Origin of the sequence: Sporomusa sp., from assembly GCF_035561255.1 — a bacterium.
GTDB lineage: Bacteria > Bacillota > Negativicutes > Sporomusales > Sporomusaceae > Sporomusa.
In genome coordinates this window covers 1-19,346 of sequence record NZ_DATMXX010000350.1, presented here as the reverse complement: position 1 = coordinate 19,346, position 19,346 = coordinate 1, and the positions used below count along the sequence as shown (strand labels likewise).

Genomic DNA, 19,346 nt, shown 5'->3' with positions numbered 1-19,346 from the left:
TACTCCGATAACTAACCCGCTCTAAAGAGCCGGTCTCTACCTGTACCTTTGATATATCAAAAAGCAAACCTGGTTTCAACAGTAAGCAGTGTTTTCGCGGTGCCACCGAAGGAGCCCCCTAACCCGATATTTTTGGTTAGGTCATACCGGAAACCGATACTGTTGTTATGCTGATCCAGACCCACACTATAGCTTATGAGGAATTTATCTGTAAGGTATTTGCCAATTTCAACATTATACCCTTGGAACTGGTCGTCAGATTGGCTATTCCGGGCATGGTTACTGCCGGTATCAAAGAGTGATGTCCGAACTAACCGGAATTCATCGACCCCTAAGGTTTCCTGAAGGACACTTTCAACCTCGGCAATAAACCGCATCTGCAGGCCTGCATCCAGCAGGCTGATCAACTCATCACGACCTAAGGTGCTATCATTATCGGTGCCGTTGTTTTTCGTAAAGTAGCCGCCGCGCAGTGTCAACAGTGACATAATTTCCTGTTGACTCATCGCCGGCTCAGAGGTTAATTTAAGATCCATCGCGGTAACCGGGCCGTTAATCGCCAGATTAATTCTCGTTCGCTCAAGTTTGGATTCAGCCTGGAGCTTAATGACCGGTTCAATGGAGCGGTACTGGATAAACTCAGCACTGCCGCTTAAAATAGTAAAGCGGTTTGTCAGGTATCTCACCGTACCGCGCCGGGCCTCAATACGACCTGAAGCTGATGGTCTTTTTAGCGATCCGGCGAACTTAACCTTGCCCTCAGCCAGGAAATCGTACAGATACGGGTTATACATGCGAACCTTGTCACCCACAACCACTTCAATATCCAAGCCGGCATTAAAGGCAATTTCGCCGCTGTCAGGCACAGCCGGAATATTGACAGTCGCATTCTCAACTGTTAGCTTTCCCTGAATATACGGCCGGGCGTCTTTGCTTGTTACTGATAGAACGCCGTCTATCGGACCGGTAAAGTACTTATGTTTTACACCTAAATGATTTAAGGCAAGCATGAGGTTATAGTCGTCAAGCGCTAAGCCTGCTACCCTGGCCGATCCGTCGAGAGAGAAAGAGCCGCCGCCCATTTCCCCGTCAAAGGCGTTTATGTCTATTTTATCATCTTTAAACTGAATATCAATCCCCACTTTTTGGATAGGGTCAGCCAGTGCTTTTAGCTTGATGGAACCATTGACTATAGTTAAGTGACCATTCAACGACGGCTGAGAGAGTGTACCGCCGATGGCAATCTCACCTGCGGTAGGTCCTGTGGCCCAGGCGACCTCTTTCGTCAGCATGGGAAGTATGCTCAGATCGGCATTATCAAGCCGCAGTTTGAGATCCATGGCATCAGTCACATCGGCTTTACCACGCCCTTGGCTGTTTAAAGCCTTTAACGGCACTATGCCGTAAGCACTGGCCTTATACGGTCCACGCGCCACAAACAGTTGGTTGACATGGATGCTGCCTTTGTTATAGATTAGCAGGCCATATAGGTTATCAAATTCGGCATTTGCGATACTGCCCTTTTGTACATCCATCGACACAGACACATTAGGATCAGCAGTAACGCCGCTCGCCTGGGCAGTAAAGCTAAACTTTCCTGTAGTTTCAACAGTTGTGTTAAACAACGCTGGCAAAATCCCAATATCAATTGAGCGGCCGCCTACTTCCAGGTCAATCTTGCCGTTTAGATCGGCTTGCCCCTGGGCGGCAAGCACCCCGTCAAGCCCTTGTTTAGCCATAAGCTTATTGACGGTAATTACTTTATTATTAAGCTCAGCATCAATGTCAACGGTATCGAACAGGTACTCTTTTATTTTTCCATTTATTATAGAGCCCCGCAATACAATATTAGGATTACTGAGACTGCCGCTTAAGGCAATCTCGCCATTAAGGCTGCCGCGGATTCCCCGCTCCGGTACATTGGCAATTGCCAATATACCAGCCAGTTCGCCACCCTTAACCCTTAACAGGCCATCCACACCGTGGGTTTTAATATCCACAGCCCCGTTAAAGAGGTAACTGCCCTGCCCTTGAGCAAACCGCAGTTCCCTGATGTCTGCCTGGTCGTCCTCATAGCTTAGATCGGCATAGATGTCTTTCAGTTCCTGGCCATTCAGCAGGACTCTGCTGGAAGTCAGCTGACCACTGACCTCCGGGCTTGATACACTGCCTGTTACCTGACCTGTTAGATTAAAGATCCCGGACACCGGGTAGGGGTACTCTGTTTTTAGCTTCGCAGCATCTATATTCTCAGCCACGACGGCGAAATTGAGGTTATTATCAGCAGATACTGTTCCCGACAGTTTAATCTTGGTGTTAAGTGAGTCTATATTAAGATTATTTACTGTTATAACACCATTGCGCCGCTGATAGCTGCCCTCGGCGCTGGCAATAAGATAACCGGCAAGGCTGCCTTCTGATAATTTCAGCTTGCCCTGCATTGCCAGGTTGTCTAAGGGGCCGCTTATTGTCAATTCCTGTTCAAGATTACCGGTTAGCGCCAGATCAGGTTTAATAACCCGGGCAAAGATCTCCGCCCTGGCTGAGTGGGTTACGAGTGAAAGGCTGACCTCAGGCTGGGCTCCGCTAAGTACAACCTTGCCAGATACTTCATGCAGGGCTGTCCCGTCAGTAAGTGTTACCTGTTCGAGCGATATCAGACTGGGTGAGGCTCTGAGTATACCGCTAGCCTCACCTAACAGTTGCTGATTGAGGGTAAGACCGGCAGCATTAAAATTGACACCAAGCTGAGGCTGGCCAACTGTACCGGTTAGATCGCCCGCAAAACCGGCGCTGCCGGCAAAACTGATATTTTTTAGTGATGCTAGTGGCAGTGCGGACAGTTCAATTCCATGACCGTTTAATTTAATGGCAAGCTTATCATCCTGAATGGTCCCTTCTGCGGTAACAATACCGTTGGAGGGCATTAGGAGGTCATAGTGTTTAATCTCAGTAGTACTGCCGGTACGCTCGATCAGTGCCGTCATTTGGCTATAGGGTACCCCCTCTAATTGGCCTGTCATAAGGGTTAGCGCCGCTGAGCCGTTGATTGTCCGCCAGTCACGGCCTTGGCCGCTGGCCGCTACTGTAAGATCCCCGCTGCCGCTTAGGGCTACAGGTAAGTCTCTGACTGCAGCAGTATCAATATGGCTGGCAGTCAATTGTACCTGATAGCGTTCTGTACCGGTATCAAAGATACCTTGCCCGCGTACCTGTCCACCAAGCACCTGAGTGGTAAAGTCGTCAATTGTTACTATTTTATCAGCAAATCTGATTTTGGCTTTGCTATCCTGCAGGCTATAGCCTGAGATCCCGACACTGTCCGGGGCGGCAAGCTCAGCTGTAACAACCGGGCTTGCCGGTGTTCCGGTAATCGCAGCATTAAAAGCAACAACCCCGCTGAGAGGAAGATTCTGGCTAACGGCTGCCAGATCAATGCCCGGCGACTCAGCAATTAGGTCGAAGACCGGCTGCTCACCGGCTATGCCAATTTTACCGCGAACCGTTACCGGTTGGCTGTTGACAAGGGCACTGCTACCAAGTATGTACACATAGTTGTTGGTAAAACTTACCCGGCCCTGTGCCTTTTCAACAGTTAATTCCCCGCTTGTCGCTGCTACATTATCCAGTAAAAACTCACCGGCATAACTAAGCCCTGCCTGATCCCTGGCTACAGTAATCTCGACACCTTGCAGCAGGCCGGCGGTAAAGTTAAGGGCTGTACCAGTCAAAATCAATTTTTCATAGGCTGCCGGGTTTAGGGTATCTGCTTTAACGGTCAGGGACAGGCTGTTTTTAGCAATGTTAATAAAGCCTTCTATACTCATCGTCGAATCATTGTGATTTGCTGCCAGTTTTACATCAATCGCCTGGCTGTCTTTGATACCAAGCAAACCGTCAACAGCGGTAAGCTGCCATTGACCATTCCGGGCACTGACATTAACTACCGCTTGTTCAATAAAAACTTTGCAGCTAATTTTGGGGCTCTCCGGCTTTGTTTCCTGTTTTAAAAACTCGATGTTCCAGGTACCATCAGCTGCTTCTATCAAGTCAACCGCAGGCTGGGTAAGCGTAATTTTTCGCAAGGCATTAACCGCGGTTTGACCGCGCACCAGGCTGAGTAAGTTATATTCCACGGTGACTTGCTTAATAACGGCCAATTCCCGGCCTTGTTTGTCAAATATAGTTATATCATTTACGGCAGCAGTGGTCAGGCCAACTGCCTGCAATTGTCCAATTACAACCTGAGTACCCAATGCCTGGGTCAACTCGCTGGCTAATGTACTTTCAATTTGAGCAAAAACAGCCTGGCTGTGGGTAGACCACCAGCCAAAGGCAGCCATGCCAAGCATAAGCAATAGCACTGCTAAGAGTGCGGCTTTAGTTCGCATATTTTGCCTCCCTTGGCCTTTTAGATATTCACGTACTTCGACAGTGAGCTGTCTTCTTCCTTTATGTTTTTTCTGGGATTTAGGTTGTAATGGCGTAAAAAAGGCAGAACCAGGAAACCCAGTTCTGCCTTGATCCAATTACCTTACTCTACTGTTATACCCATAGCTTTGTCCAGCTTAGCCCGGCTGGTGTTGTAGTCATACAGGGCTTGTACATAATCGGTCTTGGCTGAAGTTAAAGCCACCTGGGAATCGATGACATCAAGGTTTGTGCCTACTCCGGCACTGTAACGCACCTGGGAGATTTTATAATCTTCCTCCGCTTTGGTAACAGCTACATTACTTGTCTCGATACGTTTCTCGGCTTCCTGCATGTTGAGATAAGCCTGCCGTACTTCGAGCTGAGCACTGTCTCTGGCCTGGCGCAGCTGTTCTGCAGCTTTGTCACGCCCGGCTTCAGCGCCTTTGATTTGGCCTTTGGTCAAACCAGCATCAAACAGGTTATAACTGGCATTAATACCAATGGACCACGTATTATTGTCAGTACCGGGGAAATCCTTGTCACTCCATTTTTCAGATGCAGTAGCCGTTATTGTAGGTTTCTTGCCGCTTTCAGCTACTTTAATCTCAGTTTTAGCAATATCCAGGTTGGTGGCAGCCTGCGCTAAATCCGGGCGATTAGCCAGGGCAGCACTAATACACTCTGCCAGTGTCTTATCATATTTGGCATAGTTTAGTTCTTCCTTAAGGGTAAGCTCAGTATCCAGCGACAGGCCAATGACATTGTTAAGGCCTGACACAGCAAGTTCGTAGGAGTTTTTGGCTTTGATCAGGGTCTGCTCAGCACTGGCTTTTTCCACCTCTGAACGCAAGACGTCAGATTTAGCTACAGTACCGGCACTATATTGAGCTTCAACATTTTTCAAATGGGCATTAAGGCGATCCAGAGACTCTTCACTTAGTTTAACAAGGTTACGGGTTTGCAATATACTGTAATAGCCGGTTGTAGCATCAAGCTTAACCTGCTGCTGCGATTTTTCAACCCCAAGGTCAGAGACTTTAAGACCCAGTTTGGCTTTTTCAACCGTTCCTTCAAGTTTACCGCCAGTATATAAAGGAAATGACAGATCAACGCTGTTGGAATATTTATTGTTAAGACTTTCGGGAATAGGAACCAAAAAAGATTCCCTGGCGGTCGTATAACCTACGCCAACTGAGGCAGCACTCTTTGAGCGGGACGCATTATGTGTAAAATCGATCGCCGGTGCTTTTCTGACTGAATCAGCTATCTTTACATCCCATCTGGCTTTGTCCATTTCAGACTCAGATATTTTTATTGCGGGATTGCTTTTAAGAGCCATAACTATGGCCTCATCAAGTGTAAGTTCTACCGGAGCGGCAAAGCCTGGCAGAGCAGCAGCTACCAATATTCCACCGGTAATCAAGGCCGACATGCGTTTGGCCAGGCTGCCAGATAATCTAAATTGTGCCATAAAATCCTATGACCTCCTTGATGTTATCACTATTTTCAAAACCCTGACTGCCCAGTCAGATACTTATAATTATATGTCCAAGCCGGGGCGGTGTCAATGAATAAGTGTTTAGAATGAACGCCGTACACCAAAATAAGATGTTTGCTCATCCCGTTTATTAATGTCATCAGACTGACCGACAATAAAGGTGTCGGGCGCTACCTGATACTGTGTACGCAGCTTAACGCGCACATCATTTGGGTCATATACATCCAGCGACATCCGCAGCTGATTACCCATTTTGGCATCAACCCCCACACCCGCTTTGCTGTCAATCACACCAAAACGCTGACTAACTACCGCACCTCTTTTGCCCATCTGGAGATTCAGCTTACTGTCTTCGCCAATGTCACTCACGCCAATAACGGTAAAATCGCGGGACGAAGTGCTGATGGAAATATCGGCATTGCTTTTGTATTTATGCGTATCGGTATTATACAGGGCTTCAACATTTGTTTCTGTTTGGATATCGGCCACTTTGCCCAGCATTTTGTTGGCCTTGGCACTGGCATCCCGGGCATTCTTCAGGGTTTCTTTGACATTTTTTGCTGTTTCCGGGTCTGTCACAACCCCTTCCAATGCGGCAGCCATCTTCTCCACCCGGCTGCTAGTCTGTTTAAGGGCAGTAATTGTTTCCCGCAGCTCAGCGGCTGTCTTACCATCGTTATCGACACTGGCCATCATCTTATCCACCCGGGCAGCGGTGTCCTTAAGGCTGCCGGACATGGCTTTCAGATTCGCTACCGTTTCTGTCACTTCACCCTGATTAGTATCAGCCAGCATGGCTAGCGTAGCTGTCAGCCTGTTTAGATTTGCTGTTATCTCCCGCGTATTTAAGGCCGTTTCTTTGAGTGCGGCTTTAACTTTGTCATCTGCCACCACATCATTCAGCGCTTTAACAAGTGTCTTTACTTCGGCCAGCACCTGGTTGGCCGATACCATTAGTTCATCAAGCCCCTGGGGATTTTCGCCATAGATTTTGGCATGCGGGGCTAAAAATCCATTTATTTCCCGGGGCGGCATAATATTGATAAATTTTTCGCCTAACAAGCCGTCAGAGCCGATCGTCAGGGCTGCCCCTACCGGTACTTTGACACCGGGATTAAGCATAATGTCGGCAGACACACCATCAGGCAATACCTTTACATCGGTAACTTTGCCGATTTCAACACCAGCGTAGCGGACAATATTGCCAGGTTTCAAACCACTCACCTGAGCGAAAACAGCCTGAATGGGATAGCCTTTATCACCAAAGCTAACGCCGCTTAAATATACAAACATTCCGGCCAGTAAAATCAGGCCGGAAAGAGTGATCGCTCCGACTTTGGCCTCGGTATTCATGCTCTCGCCCTCCCTTTACTTTCCGGCAGGGCGGTGGCCCCGCGGATAAATTTAGCCACAATCGGGTTCTCCGACTGCTTAAAACTGTCCGGTGTACCTATCTCAATAATACTGCCATCATGAATCATGGCAATCCGGTCAGCAATCCGGAAGGCACTTGGCATATCGTGAGTAACGACCACCGAGGTGGCATCAATCATTCGCCTTGTACTGACAATCATCCTGTCAATTGTGTTGGACATGATGGGGTCAAGACCCGCAGTTGGCTCATCATAGAGAACAATATGCGGATTGATGGCAATGGCTCTGGCCAGGCTGACCCGTTTTTTCATACCACCTGACAATTCACTCGGCATAGCATTTTCCTGTCCTCTGAGACCTACCATTCGCAGTTTACGGCGCACTGTCCGTAAAATCTCTTCTTCAGGCATATCGGTATGCTGTCTGAGACCGAAAGCCACATTCTCTCCTACTGACATTGAATCAAATAAAGCAGAATACTGGAAAACCATCCCCATCTCCAACCTGATCTTGCCCAGTTCATCCTCAGTCATGTGGGTAATTTCCCGGTTATTGACCCAGACCTCCCCGGAAGTCGGTTTAAGAAGACCAATGATGAGCCGCAGCAAGGTACTTTTACCAGAGCCACTTGGCCCGATGATAACCATTATTTCCCCTTTTTCAATGGTAAGGCTAATGTCTTTGAGTATTTGCTTACCGCGAAAATCCATGTTGACATTAACTAGTTTGATCATACTGTACCTCATTTGAAGTCTCTACCGGTATAATAGTACCGATAAAAAATAGTTGCTGACAAAGATTAAGGTTATTGATAATACCACAGATCCAGTGGTTGCCTGGCCTACGCCTTCGGCTCCCTGAGCGGTTGTCAGTCCCTTGTGACAGCCAATAATAGCGACAATTGCCCCAAAGAACATGGCCTTGATCATGCCACCGATGATATCGTGCGGCACAGCAAAAACCTTGATCGAATTAAAGAAGGTGAAGGAACTGATATCGGCATAATATCTGGCAACCATATAGCTGCCAATGCTCCCGATGACATTTGCGAAAATAACCAGTACCGGCAACATTACCATACAGGCAACCAGCCTGGGTAATACCAGGTAAGAAATCGGGTTTACAGCCATAACCCGCAGGGCATCAATCTGTTCTGTCACTTTCATCGAGCCAATTTCGGCCGTAATTGCCGCTCCCACCCGCCCGGCAAATACCACGCCGGTCAATACGGGGGCTAACTCCCGCGCCATAGCTACAGCCACAAGGCCGCCAACAGAGGACTGGGCCCCATATTTTACAAATTCAAAAGCTGTTTGTACAGTCATAACCATGCCGGTGAATAGCATGGTCAATAACACAATTGCCAGGGAATCTGCCCCCAGATGCGCCATCTGCCTTAGCAGCAGCCTGGTATTTAGCTGGCGCAAATGAATAACAGTCTGACTAAACAGGATTAGCACCTGTCCTACATTCTCTAAAAACTCTATAACAATCCGCCCTGTATGGGTGAATAGTTTATTAAGCATAGTCATGCTCCTTAAACCTTATTCGGCTCAGTTAATCTTTAATAGTATTCAATATTTATTTTCAATTCCCTGCTAACCGGCGGCTATTTTAAATGCCTCTATTTTCCGGTAGCTATCGGGCGATGCCTGTTACACCTGGAATGAAATAAAAGCCGCATATGCAGCTTTTATTTCATTCGGTACTTATTTTGTTATATTTAGCATTACCTGGGAATCGCCATCAATGATATAGTCGGTCGTTACATATACCTTGTGTTTTAACTCGTCCCCTTTGGTACTTTTCGCGGCTTCACTGCCTGTACGGCCGGGTTTAGCCGGGGTCTTGACAGACGTTTCCGGTAAAGCCGGACTGGGGGCGGTTTCAAAGGTACCGGCAATCTGTTTTACATTTTTGCCGGCATTACCTAAAGCAGCATCAGGCATACTCATCTCAATGGCTTCCACAACAATGTCATTATTACGGTCACGGTTAACAAGCTCCTGGACTGCTTCCTCCAGAGACTTAGCCCGTGGTTTGAGCATAAATAGTTTACTCAGATCCTCTTCACCGTTTTGCCGTTTGCCAACAAGCTGGGCGACAGAAACCATCCCCCCGCCACGTACTGCCAGCATCAGTGCCCCAGGCTGTTGTTCCTTAGGTACAGTGTAGGTGACACATCTGATGATAGGTTCACCACGAAACGGCTTAATTTTGACAGCTATCTCTACCTTATCCCCGGGTTTGGCGGTAGCGGTATTGGCTTTAGCCTCAACAATAGTAGCTGTCCGCCGCTCGCTGTCAATCGTAACATTTACCTTAACATCCATAATACTAACAGGGGTAAACTGGTTACCGGTCAGCAGCGCCAGTGCCTCATGCACCTCAGCTACTGCCATTTCACCGATATTCCCCTGAGTGTAAAACATATTTTCACGCGTTAATACTCCGCCGGGAATGCCGGCAGCACTGATTTCAAAGTTAATTCTGGCCGTACCTGAACCGGTGCGGTCAGTCGTCTTCTCAATCGCATTAAACACACTGACAGCAGATAGAGTAGGTGCCAAATCCTCATCCTGTACCACCTGGGCCCATAATTCATTGGTACGACCTAAATCTTTATCGGTAACAGTAATCCGGAGCGGTACGACGTTAGGAAATTTACCCAGTGTGCCGGCAATACCGGCGCCTCTGTCCTGGTTAACCATCCCGATCAGTTCGGTTGATGTTCCTACTTTAAAAGAGTTTTCCAGACCGCTTAAGGTAGTATAGACGTCGGCATCTGTCAGGAAATAGTTAACCTTACCCTTTTTAAGAAACGGATGACCAAAAGCTAAGATCTTATCCCCATCGACATAGGTTACAGTACCTAAGGCCCCCAGACTGACATCCCCGCGTACCAATTGCACGCCGACAGTGCTGCCTGGCTCAACGGTCTTATTATAGGCAATGCCATTGTTGTCATCAGACATACTGCCGCTCACTGCATAAGGGGTTAGATTATAGGGTTTAAGCTTTTCTGTCAGCATTTTCAGGGCCTGTTCGCCAAATCCTGAGGCCATTAAGGGCGTACTGACTGCATTGGCGGGCGTTTCTGCGGGCGTTTCTGCTGCCGGTGCCTGCAGTTCAGCCTGACCATTATTTAATTCCCATAGCTTGAGCATATCGGCAATAGGTGTCACCATACCAATCTTATGGTCTGTTAACGACCAGCCATAGGCGATGGCACCGACCAGTTTACCGTTAATATATACCGGACTACCGCTCATTCCCTGGGCAATACCGCCGGTTCGCTCAATAACATCACCATATGTTCGAACCAGAATCAGATCACCGGACGGACCTTTTTGTTTCATAACCCCGAGAACTTCTACACCAAATTCTTCAATTTGAGTGCCTGAGACAACAGTTTTGGCTGTTCCATGCATGCCTTTGACAATTTGGTCAACAGGCATAAATTCAGGCGCAGCTTGAACGTAAGCAATCGGCATGATGATAAGTACTGCCGCTAGCGCTGTCAGGCAACGCCTTAGAATATTCAACATATGTTCATCCTTCCACGAAGAAGATTAGGATGCCAAAACTTAGCCTCCCTAATTCAGCTTCCTTTAATAGGGTAATTACCGCTTGAGCGGTTCAACCCTTACTAAAATATCACCGCTTTTGACTTTGTCGCCAGGCTTAACCAGTACTTCACGGACAATTCCGTCAGTGTTGGCGCGTACTGCGACTGCCGGACCGGTAAGGGTGTTAACATAAACAAGTATATCGCCTTCCCGGGTCATAGCACCAGGGGCGACCAACCCATTTGACAAAACACTACCTGCTAATACACCGCGCTGGTCAACCAGCTGGCCTGCTGCCAATGACCATGCTACCGCGCTGACAACAATCAGCAGCAGGGTTATGATCATTATACTCTTCTTGTGAGCCATCCAGAAACACCTGCCTTTGTATTTTGCTGTAAAGGATTCTCTACTTTTATTATAGCGCATTTTCATTAATTAGCAACATGGCCCGGCACAATTGCCAACGCGTCACCAACCCGCCGTTCACGCCGGTCTGAGGGTTTATTAATGACCTTACCGTTTAATACCATCTCACTGGAACCGCCGCCATCCAGATTCATAGCATCCTGAGCACCCAGTTCCTGCATAAAAAGCGCCAACTCCAGCAAGGTCATGCCTGTGCTTAATTCCTGGCGTCCATCAACAACAACAAGGAGGATTGTCCCGTCTGCCTTGAGCCCAAGTGCCGTCCGGGGGGCGCGGCCACCTGCCACATCAGAACCGAATTCTTCAATCTTAGTTGTTAAAAATACACTGTTATTCTTAACAAGCATAGGGCCTGCCCCCAATGCATGCCGGGTGTTATCCCACACCGGGCCCAGTGTCTGGTTAACTTTGACGCTATCGCCAACCTTAAGGCCGGCGATCAGCTTTGCGGCAGCGCCGTGAGCTGAAAGAACAAAACCGTCTGACGGTATTGACGAGTTGCTGGTATTGACGGCAGTTACCTTGCCATTTACAACTACATATTCTATCCCAAAATTATTACAGCCTGTTGCCGGCGCATAGAGGCCGTTATAGAGAACAAGCTCATTCTCGCCGCGTTCCCGGTTAACCGCATTTATTGGTATTTCCCTGGAGTCTGGTAATTCAATCTTACCCTCATAGTGAACCTGATCTATAAGCAATTTGCCATCAGGCATAATGCCCAGCGCTGTCCGTGACATTTCCGGCGTGCTGGCGATCTCACCGTCAATTTTAAGCAACCCGATTATCGAACCGTCAAGCCCAAAATAAGAGCCGTTGACTGCAGCAATCGCCCCGGAACGCTCAGCCATTGGCAGCAGCGGTTCCAGTCCCTGGATTGCACCGTTGGATAGAATAGGTTTTAGCGCAAACCCTGCCTGGGGGTCAACTTCAAGAATATGGGCCCATAAGGGACCACTGGCTTGATTTCTTAGCCAGGAGGTATATTTAATGCCTGTTGCAGGTTCTTCAACCAGTTTTCGTTCATAATCTTTAATAATATCGACAATCAGGCGATTGGGATTTTTCAAGGTAAATACCTTATAACCATAGGCTGTTTTCAGGTCGACAACAGCTCTAAGCTTGCCTGGTTCAACCTCAGCCAGTCGCAACTTCGCCACTGTCGGATCATTGAGAACATATTGAGCCGCAGTCTTGTTTACAGTACCCGGCATATCTATGACCAGCCTAAGCGGGTTCTCAAGAGTCATTATTTTGTACTCCGGTAAAGCGGACACATCAAAAACCAACCGTACTGTTTCAACATTCTGGCTTACCCTGATTTTGCTCACTACTGCACCGGGGGCGGCCCAGCCCGAGCTCTGGAGAAGCAGCATAATCAAGGCTGTAACCAGGAGGGACATTTTTAACCGCAGAGGATTGAACATGGAACCACACACTCCTTATGATAAAAATCAGGCTGACCGGTATATGCAGAGAAGCCAGGCTATCGAGCCTGGCCTTTAACAGTGCTTTTACTTAGCTGACGGTACAACATATCGGCCAAGCCCATCCCACCGGCTTGCGCCATATTTTTTGTTAACTCAGTGTCCAGGAGCGATTGCATTGTTTCTTCACCTGATGTGTCGCCCATGAGCTTAGTTTTTGGTACACTGGCCCGCATTCGCGACAGCATCATATTCAGGAAAACAGCTTCCATCTCCTGACAGGCCGCTTTAAGTTTAGCATCCTCACTGCGCTTTGCTGAAGCTGCCGCCGGTGATGTTCCGGCCTGTTCAGATGCCTGCACAGCCTTTTCCAGCCTGGCGGCAAAAGCCGCTCCCTGGTCAGGCACAGCTGCCCCCCCGCTAGTGGGGATTGTGTTTGGCTGTATGAGATTGTTAGGATTGATTTTCAATATCCATTCACCCCTTATTAGTACAGGCCCGCAGCTGGTTAGAAATGTCCAGCTGCGAGGCGTGACGAGGATTGCGCCTCGCCTCGTACGCAGTTTGTACGCAAGCAATCAACCCGCAGGAGCAACAACACCGTCGCCTATGAGACTACTAGACGGAACTGGTTGGCAGTAAACTCATTGTAACAGCATCGCACAGCTGGGCGTTTATAACCCATTGCGGCTACATTACTTGTAGGTCGGCGTGCAAGGCCCCTGCCGCTTTTATGGCCTGCAGGATGGAGATAATATCGCGGGGTGTTGCCCCTACGGCATTCAGGGCGGCAACTACATCGCCCACATTGGCTGAAGCCGGCAGCACAATAAGTCCTGCTGGTTGTTCTTTGGCCTCAATGGTAGTATCGGTGGTGACAACGGTGTTGCCGTCAGAAAAGGACGGCGGTTGAGAAACCTCTGTTGACTTGCCGATCCTGACGGTAAGACCGCCCTGAGCGACAGCCACCTGGTCAATTGTCACATTACTGCCAATCACAATCGTACCTGTCCGTTCATTAATAACAACCTTGGCGACTGTATCCGGCGTAACTGGCAGTTCTTCCAGAGCCGCGACAAAACCGACAATATCCTCATTATAATAATTAGGCACATTAATAACAACCGTACCCGGATCTTTGGCCACCGTGATCGGGCCAAAACGCTGATCAATAGCCGCACTGATCCGGTTGGCTGTCGTAAAATCAGGCTGGTTAAGCGCCAGCGTAATCTTGCCCTTCTCTTTATCCGTAAATGGCATCGGTACTTCCCGTTCCACTAATGCACCGGCCGGGATATTGGCAACGGTCGGAAAGTTTTTTTGCTGACTGGAGCCACCGGAGCCAAAAACAAAGCCGCCCGTAGACACCGGTCCCTGACCGACAGCATATACCTGACCATTAGCGCCCCGCAGCGGGGTTTGCAGGAGGGTCCCCCCCTGCAGGCTTTTGGCGTCGCTCATAGAGGATACGGTGATATCAATGGTGTCACCTGGTTTGGCAAAGGGCGGCAGCGTGGCTGTGATCATAACAGCGGCCACGTTTTTGGGCTTAATCGCCGATGAACTGATGACAACACCAAAAGATTTCAGCATATTGGCAATAGATTGCAGGGTAAATACACTTTTATTAGAATCGCCGGTACCGTTCAGGCCCACCACCAGTCCATAACCACTCAGCTGGTTGTTGCGCATGCCCTGTACCTTGGACACATCCTTAATCCGGCTACTGACCTGGGTTGGGGCAGCCAGGGCCGGAACCGTTATGCTTACAGCCAGTACAGCGGTCAGGAAGATTGCTGTTAATTTGCGCATATGTCCTCCATTAGTGTTTTAGAACAATTAGAACTACTCATTGTCCTTAAAATAAGAAGTTAAAGATCTGGGTCAGTACACCCTGTTTCTGTTTGCTTGCAAGCGGGCCTTTGCCTTCTATTTTGAGCTGGGCATCAGCTATGTTGCTTGACAGCACAGTATTGTCCGGGGTGATATCTTCGGGTCTGACCATGCCTGTTATCGTGATTTTCTGTTCATCGCTAAGTTGTTTAATTGTTTGTGAACCGGAGATAATCATTTGCCCATTAGGCTTAATCTCGGTTACCTTTACCGTAATCCGCCCTGTTACCTTATTGCTGTTGGCAAGTGCCCCCTGGGCTTTAAAGCTATCTGAGGAGCTGCCACTTACCGGTTCAATGAAGGTGAACAGCCCCACACCGGCATCCAGGCTTGCACTGGCCGACTTTGAGTTGGACGCATTGCCTGTCCGGCTGGCGCTTGATGACTCACTGATAACAATTGTAATAATATCACCCACGGCATGGGCCCGGTGATCACTAAACAAACTGGCTGCCGCCGCTGAATCGACCCATAAAGAATCGGCCTGTGCAGTGGGGACAGGCTGAGTCAAAACTATGAGTATCAACAGCAGACCAATAAGCTTACCCATCCTAATCACACCTACTTTCGCTATATCTGTGCCAGGACAGTTTCTTCATCAACTACCCGGGCGGTAATTACTTTCTTAGAGTTTGTGTTTTGCACCCTGATGAACTGTCCCTCACTGCCGCTTTGCAGTGAAACCCCCGGCACAGTTACCTCAATACCGCCTGCTTGGGCGATAATGCGCAGGGTTTTACCCCGCTTAATCAGGACCGGTTTTTCCAGCACACTGTCGCTAATGGCGGTCCCGGGTGACAATTGACGCTTTACAACTAATCCTAGTATTTTATTTGGATCGGTAAAATATCCTGGTGGCATTCGTCCAATGTCGCGTCGCTCAAAGGTTATGTTATCAGCAGCAATGAGGTCACGCGGTGCCATAGCGCGGCTGGCGACAGCCACCTGCTCATACTTTTTGATATCAAATCTTAGCCTGGTAGTTGCATATAGCTGGCCACCGCCAGTAATCCCTACGCTTACACTGGTCGGTGCATTATATTTAACCCCATAAGGCAGATCAATACTAAACACTACATTACCTGGCGGAACAAATATATCCTGTTGTTGTCCTACCGGCGTAATCTCAATTTCACTGCCGGTAAGGCGCTCTCTTAAGTATTTTTCGGCCAGTTCCACAAGGTGCTCGCCATTAATCTGCTGTGACAGTGCGGTTATCCTGAATTGTGGTGGGATTTGCCAGCTAATACCGTTTAGATCCAGCTTGCTGGCATTTAGCCGTACCCCTAACAATTCCCCGGAAAGTACAATACTCTGACCCGGTGCCGGGGTATGCCCCAGCCGGATTTGCTTTAAGCTGGCGATGCGGTCATGATCATCACCGCTGATGCTGGCAATATCCCCGAGGGTAAAATAGGATCCTGCCACCTGCGATTCGGCAGCTACAGTAATTGTCAGCCCCTGAGCCCGGGCAAGACTGCCGTTAAATAATATACCGGCAACACATAGGATCACCATGGTAAGCCGGTATAGTTTATTCTTCATTGATTATTCCTACCGTTTCAGACTAGCTGCCTGCTCCAGCATGTCATCAGCCGTCTGGATGGCTTTGGAGTTAACCTCATAAGCCCTCTGGGCAACAATCATATTAACCATTTCTTCAACAACCTGAACATTGGACATCTCCAGATACTGCTGCGCCAGCGTACCGGCCCCGTCAGCGCCGGGGTTGCCTACTACCGGCACCCCTGAGGCCTCAGTCTCCTTAAGCAGATTGCGGCCCATACTTTCCAGGCCTGCCGGATTAACAAACCGGGCAATGGTAATCTGCCCGATCTCCTCAGTGCCGGCAGGTGTTGTTGCACTCACAAGGCCATCGGCAGAAACAGTCAGACTCGTTGCATCGTCCGGCACAGTGATTTGCGGCTCCAGCGGATACCCCTCGGCCGTTACTATCCGCCCCTGGGAATCCTTTTTGAAGGAACCGTCACGGGTATACGCCAGGGTCCCGTCAGCCATTGTGATTTGAAAGAAACCTTCCTTTTCAATCGCTATGTCATAGTCATTGCCGGTACTTTGGAAATTACCCTGTCCGTATAACTTCTGGGTAGCCACCTGGCGTACCCCATGGCCGACCTGAATACCTGTCGGCAGTTGGGTATCAGGGCCGGTAGCGGCACCAGCCTGGCGAATCGTCTGATACATAAGGTCCTGAAACTCAGCCCGGCCTTTCTTGAAACCGGTAGTATTTACGTTAGCCAGGTTATTGGAAATGGTATCAAGGTTGGCTTGCTGGGCAACCATCCCCGTGCCGGCAGTCCATAGTGCTCGAATCATACTAATTACCTCCATTGTGATATTATTGCTTGACCTGCCGCGTCAGTCGGTCAGCGGCCAAAGGGCTCCCGTTAAGTCCAGCCCTAAGCAGTTATTTTGATTGTTTCCAATTACTAGACTTTACCTACTTCATTGACAGCCTTGTCCAGCAGTTGATCATGAGCCTGTACTGTTTTGGCGTTTACTTCATAGGCCCGGTAACCAGTGATCAGGTTAACCATTTCAGCCACAATATTGACATTGGATTGTTCTAAAAATCCTTGCATGATCTTGCCTGTCGCGGGTTGTCCATTTTCATTGGTACGGTAGAGACTGTTGCCTTCTTTGGTAACCTGGCGGTCATCGGCAAATTCAACCAGTCTGAGCTGGCCGGCCTCAACACCGTCTACGGTAACCCGGCCTGTTTCCTCAACTGAGATGTTCCCGTCAGGAATGGCAATGGCACCATTTTGTCCCAGTACCGGGAACCCTTCGTTGGTTACCAGCTCACCCTGCCCACTGCGGGTAAAGGCCCCATTCCTGGTATAACGGACACCGGCCGGTGTTTCAACAGCAAAAAAACCCTTGCCATCAACGGCAAAGTCAAGCGAATTACCAGTTGGGCGGATACTACCGGCGGTTTGGATTGTCGCGATTTCGTCAATCACAGTGCCTACACCCAGGGTACCGATTGTCGGCACTTGCTGGCCGTCATTAATGCGTTGAATTAATACACTGGCGAAATCCTTGGATATCGCAATATCTTTTTTGTAGCCGGTAGTATTACCATTTGCCAGGTTGTTGGCAATGGTATCTGTTCTGGTGGTTTCAGCCACCATACCGGAAGCCGCAGTATAAATACCTCGAATCAATGGCTTCACCTCTTAAGAATATATCGTAATAATTATATCGTAATAATTACTGCATTTCTTAAGACAAAATTGTCATACGATCCATACCTGTATGATAATCTGTCTTCTGATTATCTGTTTAGCCGGCCAAAGTGCCTTTTTTGAGTGTTGTCAGGGTATCCTGCAGGCTTTCCAGCGCATCAAGCGCTTTGCCAGTGCCTAAGGCAACACATGACAACGGATCTTCTGCTAAGTATGTAGGAATGCCTGTTTCCTGATTAATCAGCTTATCCAAACCGTGAATCAGCGAACCGCCGCCTGTCATTACAATACCGCGATCAACAATATCTGCTGCTAATTCAGGCGGGGTTTTTTCCAGCACTGATTTAACACATTCTACGATCAGCGCTACCGGTTCGGCTAACGCTTCCCGGGTTTCAGAGGAACTCATGCGGATTGTTTTTGGCAGACCTGATACCAGATCCCGGCCACGGATTTCCATGCTTTCATTTCGTCCATCAGGGTAGGCAGTGGCAATGGCTACTTTAATCGCTTCAGCCGTACGCTCGCCAATCAGGATATTGTATTCCTTTTTGACATGGCGAATAAGTGCTTCATCAAACTTATCGCCACCTATCCGGAGTGATTCGCTGACAACAATACCGCCAAGGCTGAGTACGGCAACATCTGTCGTACCGCCACCGATATCTACAACCATTGCACCACATGGCTCGGCAATCTCCAGACCGGCACCAAGGGCAGCTGCCAGTGGTTCTTCGATAAGATAGGTCTTACGGGCACCGGCCTGCATAGCAGCTTCCAGTACGGCGCGTTTCTCTACAGTGGTCACACCTGAGGGAATACACACCATAATTCTAGGTTTAAAGAAGAAATTCTTACCGGCGACTTTTTGAATAAAGTGCCTGAGCATACTTTCGGTTGTGTCATAATCGGCAATTACGCCTTCGCGCAAGGGACGGATTGCAATAATATTGCCTGGTGTCCGGCCAAGCATCCGCCGAGCCTCTTCACCGATTGCCAAAATGCGGTTACTGTCGCGATCAATTGCGACAACGGATGGCTCTCTTAATACAATCCCCTTACCCTTTATGTATACTAAAACGTTGGCTGTTCCCAGATCGACGCCAATATCCATTGTTCCAAACATGTAGAATCCTTAACCCCTTTCAAGTTATCCTGCCTATCCCCCCCTGTCCCATTTCTTCATAAGGAGAAAAGAGGTAAATAACAAGATAAATACAAGTGTTTTAGGTATTCTACAAATAAAATTAAATTCCTTTATTTTTCGCTATAATCCAGAATAGTTTTCATCCGTATCAGCCTATGATTGGGATTTCGAGGCTCAATTCCTTCAGCTTTCACTTACGGCCTACTATCTTGCTGTCTACGCTTAACCTCATGTGTTACCACATGCTGCCCAAGACCTCGCCTATGAATGGTTTCTGGCCGGTCAATGCAGGCGCCAGGTAGAATTTCTAAGCAATAAACATGACTGGAATGCAGTTACCGATGGGTTTTGCCAAGCAAAAGAAAAATCCGGGAGCCTGTCCCTTGT

15 protein-coding genes are annotated in these 19,346 nt (G+C 48.5%); all 15 read right to left on the bottom strand.

Annotated elements, in window-relative coordinates:
• Positions 1 to 56 precede the first annotated feature (56 nt).
• Positions 57 to 4,391 (bottom strand): translocation/assembly module TamB domain-containing protein, encoded by a 4,335-nt coding sequence (locus VN379_RS19915; RefSeq protein ID WP_325537079.1) that lies wholly within the window; start codon positions 4,389 to 4,391, stop codon positions 57 to 59.
• A 143-nt stretch (positions 4,392 to 4,534) separates the two neighbouring features.
• Positions 4,535 to 5,884, bottom strand: coding sequence for a TolC family protein (locus tag VN379_RS19910; RefSeq protein ID WP_325537077.1), 1,350 nt, complete (start codon positions 5,882 to 5,884; stop codon positions 4,535 to 4,537).
• 108 nt (positions 5,885 to 5,992) lie between these two features.
• Positions 5,993 to 7,264 (bottom strand): MlaD family protein, encoded by a 1,272-nt coding sequence (locus VN379_RS19905; protein WP_325537075.1) that lies wholly within the window; start codon positions 7,262 to 7,264, stop codon positions 5,993 to 5,995.
• A complete protein-coding gene (locus VN379_RS19900; protein WP_325537073.1) occupies positions 7,261 to 8,019 on the bottom strand; it encodes an ABC transporter ATP-binding protein in 759 nt (252 codons plus the stop codon). Before VN379_RS19900 ends, VN379_RS19905 begins: the two co-directional genes overlap by 4 nt.
• 21 nt (positions 8,020 to 8,040) lie before the next feature.
• The gene (locus VN379_RS19895) at positions 8,041 to 8,811 is read right to left on the bottom strand and encodes an ABC transporter permease (protein WP_325537071.1); all 771 of its coding nucleotides are present in this window, start codon (positions 8,809 to 8,811) and stop codon (positions 8,041 to 8,043) included.
• Positions 8,812 to 8,994: 183 nt separating this feature from the next.
• The gene (locus tag VN379_RS19890; RefSeq protein ID WP_325537069.1) at positions 8,995 to 10,833 is read right to left on the bottom strand and encodes a SpoIVB peptidase S55 domain-containing protein; all 1,839 of its coding nucleotides are present in this window, start codon (positions 10,831 to 10,833) and stop codon (positions 8,995 to 8,997) included.
• Positions 10,834 to 10,908: 75 nt separating this feature from the next.
• Positions 10,909 to 11,223, bottom strand: coding sequence for a biotin/lipoyl-binding protein (locus VN379_RS19885; protein ID WP_325537067.1), 315 nt, complete (start codon positions 11,221 to 11,223; stop codon positions 10,909 to 10,911).
• 65 nt (positions 11,224 to 11,288) lie between these two features.
• The gene (locus VN379_RS19880; RefSeq protein ID WP_325537065.1) at positions 11,289 to 12,710 is read right to left on the bottom strand and encodes a phosphodiester glycosidase family protein; all 1,422 of its coding nucleotides are present in this window, start codon (positions 12,708 to 12,710) and stop codon (positions 11,289 to 11,291) included.
• Positions 12,711 to 12,769: 59 nt separating this feature from the next.
• Entirely contained in the window at positions 12,770 to 13,117 is a 348-nt protein-coding gene (locus VN379_RS19875) for a rod-binding protein (protein ID WP_325537063.1), read from the bottom strand.
• Positions 13,118 to 13,400: 283 nt separating this feature from the next.
• Positions 13,401 to 14,522 (bottom strand): flagellar basal body P-ring protein FlgI, encoded by a 1,122-nt coding sequence (locus VN379_RS19870; RefSeq protein ID WP_325537061.1) that lies wholly within the window; start codon positions 14,520 to 14,522, stop codon positions 13,401 to 13,403.
• Between the two features lie 46 nt (positions 14,523 to 14,568).
• A complete protein-coding gene (locus VN379_RS19865) occupies positions 14,569 to 15,153 on the bottom strand; it encodes a flagellar basal body L-ring protein FlgH (RefSeq protein WP_325537059.1) in 585 nt (194 codons plus the stop codon).
• A 20-nt stretch (positions 15,154 to 15,173) separates the two neighbouring features.
• Complete coding sequence (gene flgA, locus VN379_RS19860) at positions 15,174 to 16,148, bottom strand: flagellar basal body P-ring formation chaperone FlgA (protein WP_325537057.1); 975 nt, start codon at positions 16,146 to 16,148, stop codon at positions 15,174 to 15,176.
• A 9-nt stretch (positions 16,149 to 16,157) separates the two neighbouring features.
• Positions 16,158 to 16,940 carry a flagellar basal-body rod protein FlgG gene (gene flgG, locus VN379_RS19855; protein ID WP_325537055.1) on the bottom strand — a complete coding sequence of 261 codons (783 nt, stop codon included), beginning with the start codon at positions 16,938 to 16,940 and terminating at the stop codon, positions 16,158 to 16,160.
• 113 nt (positions 16,941 to 17,053) lie between these two features.
• Entirely contained in the window at positions 17,054 to 17,791 is a 738-nt protein-coding gene (flgF, locus tag VN379_RS19850) for a flagellar basal-body rod protein FlgF (RefSeq protein ID WP_325537053.1), read from the bottom strand.
• Positions 17,792 to 17,909: 118 nt separating this feature from the next.
• The gene (locus VN379_RS19845; protein ID WP_325537051.1) at positions 17,910 to 18,938 is read right to left on the bottom strand and encodes a rod shape-determining protein; all 1,029 of its coding nucleotides are present in this window, start codon (positions 18,936 to 18,938) and stop codon (positions 17,910 to 17,912) included.
• Between the last annotated feature and the right edge of the window lie 408 nt (positions 18,939 to 19,346).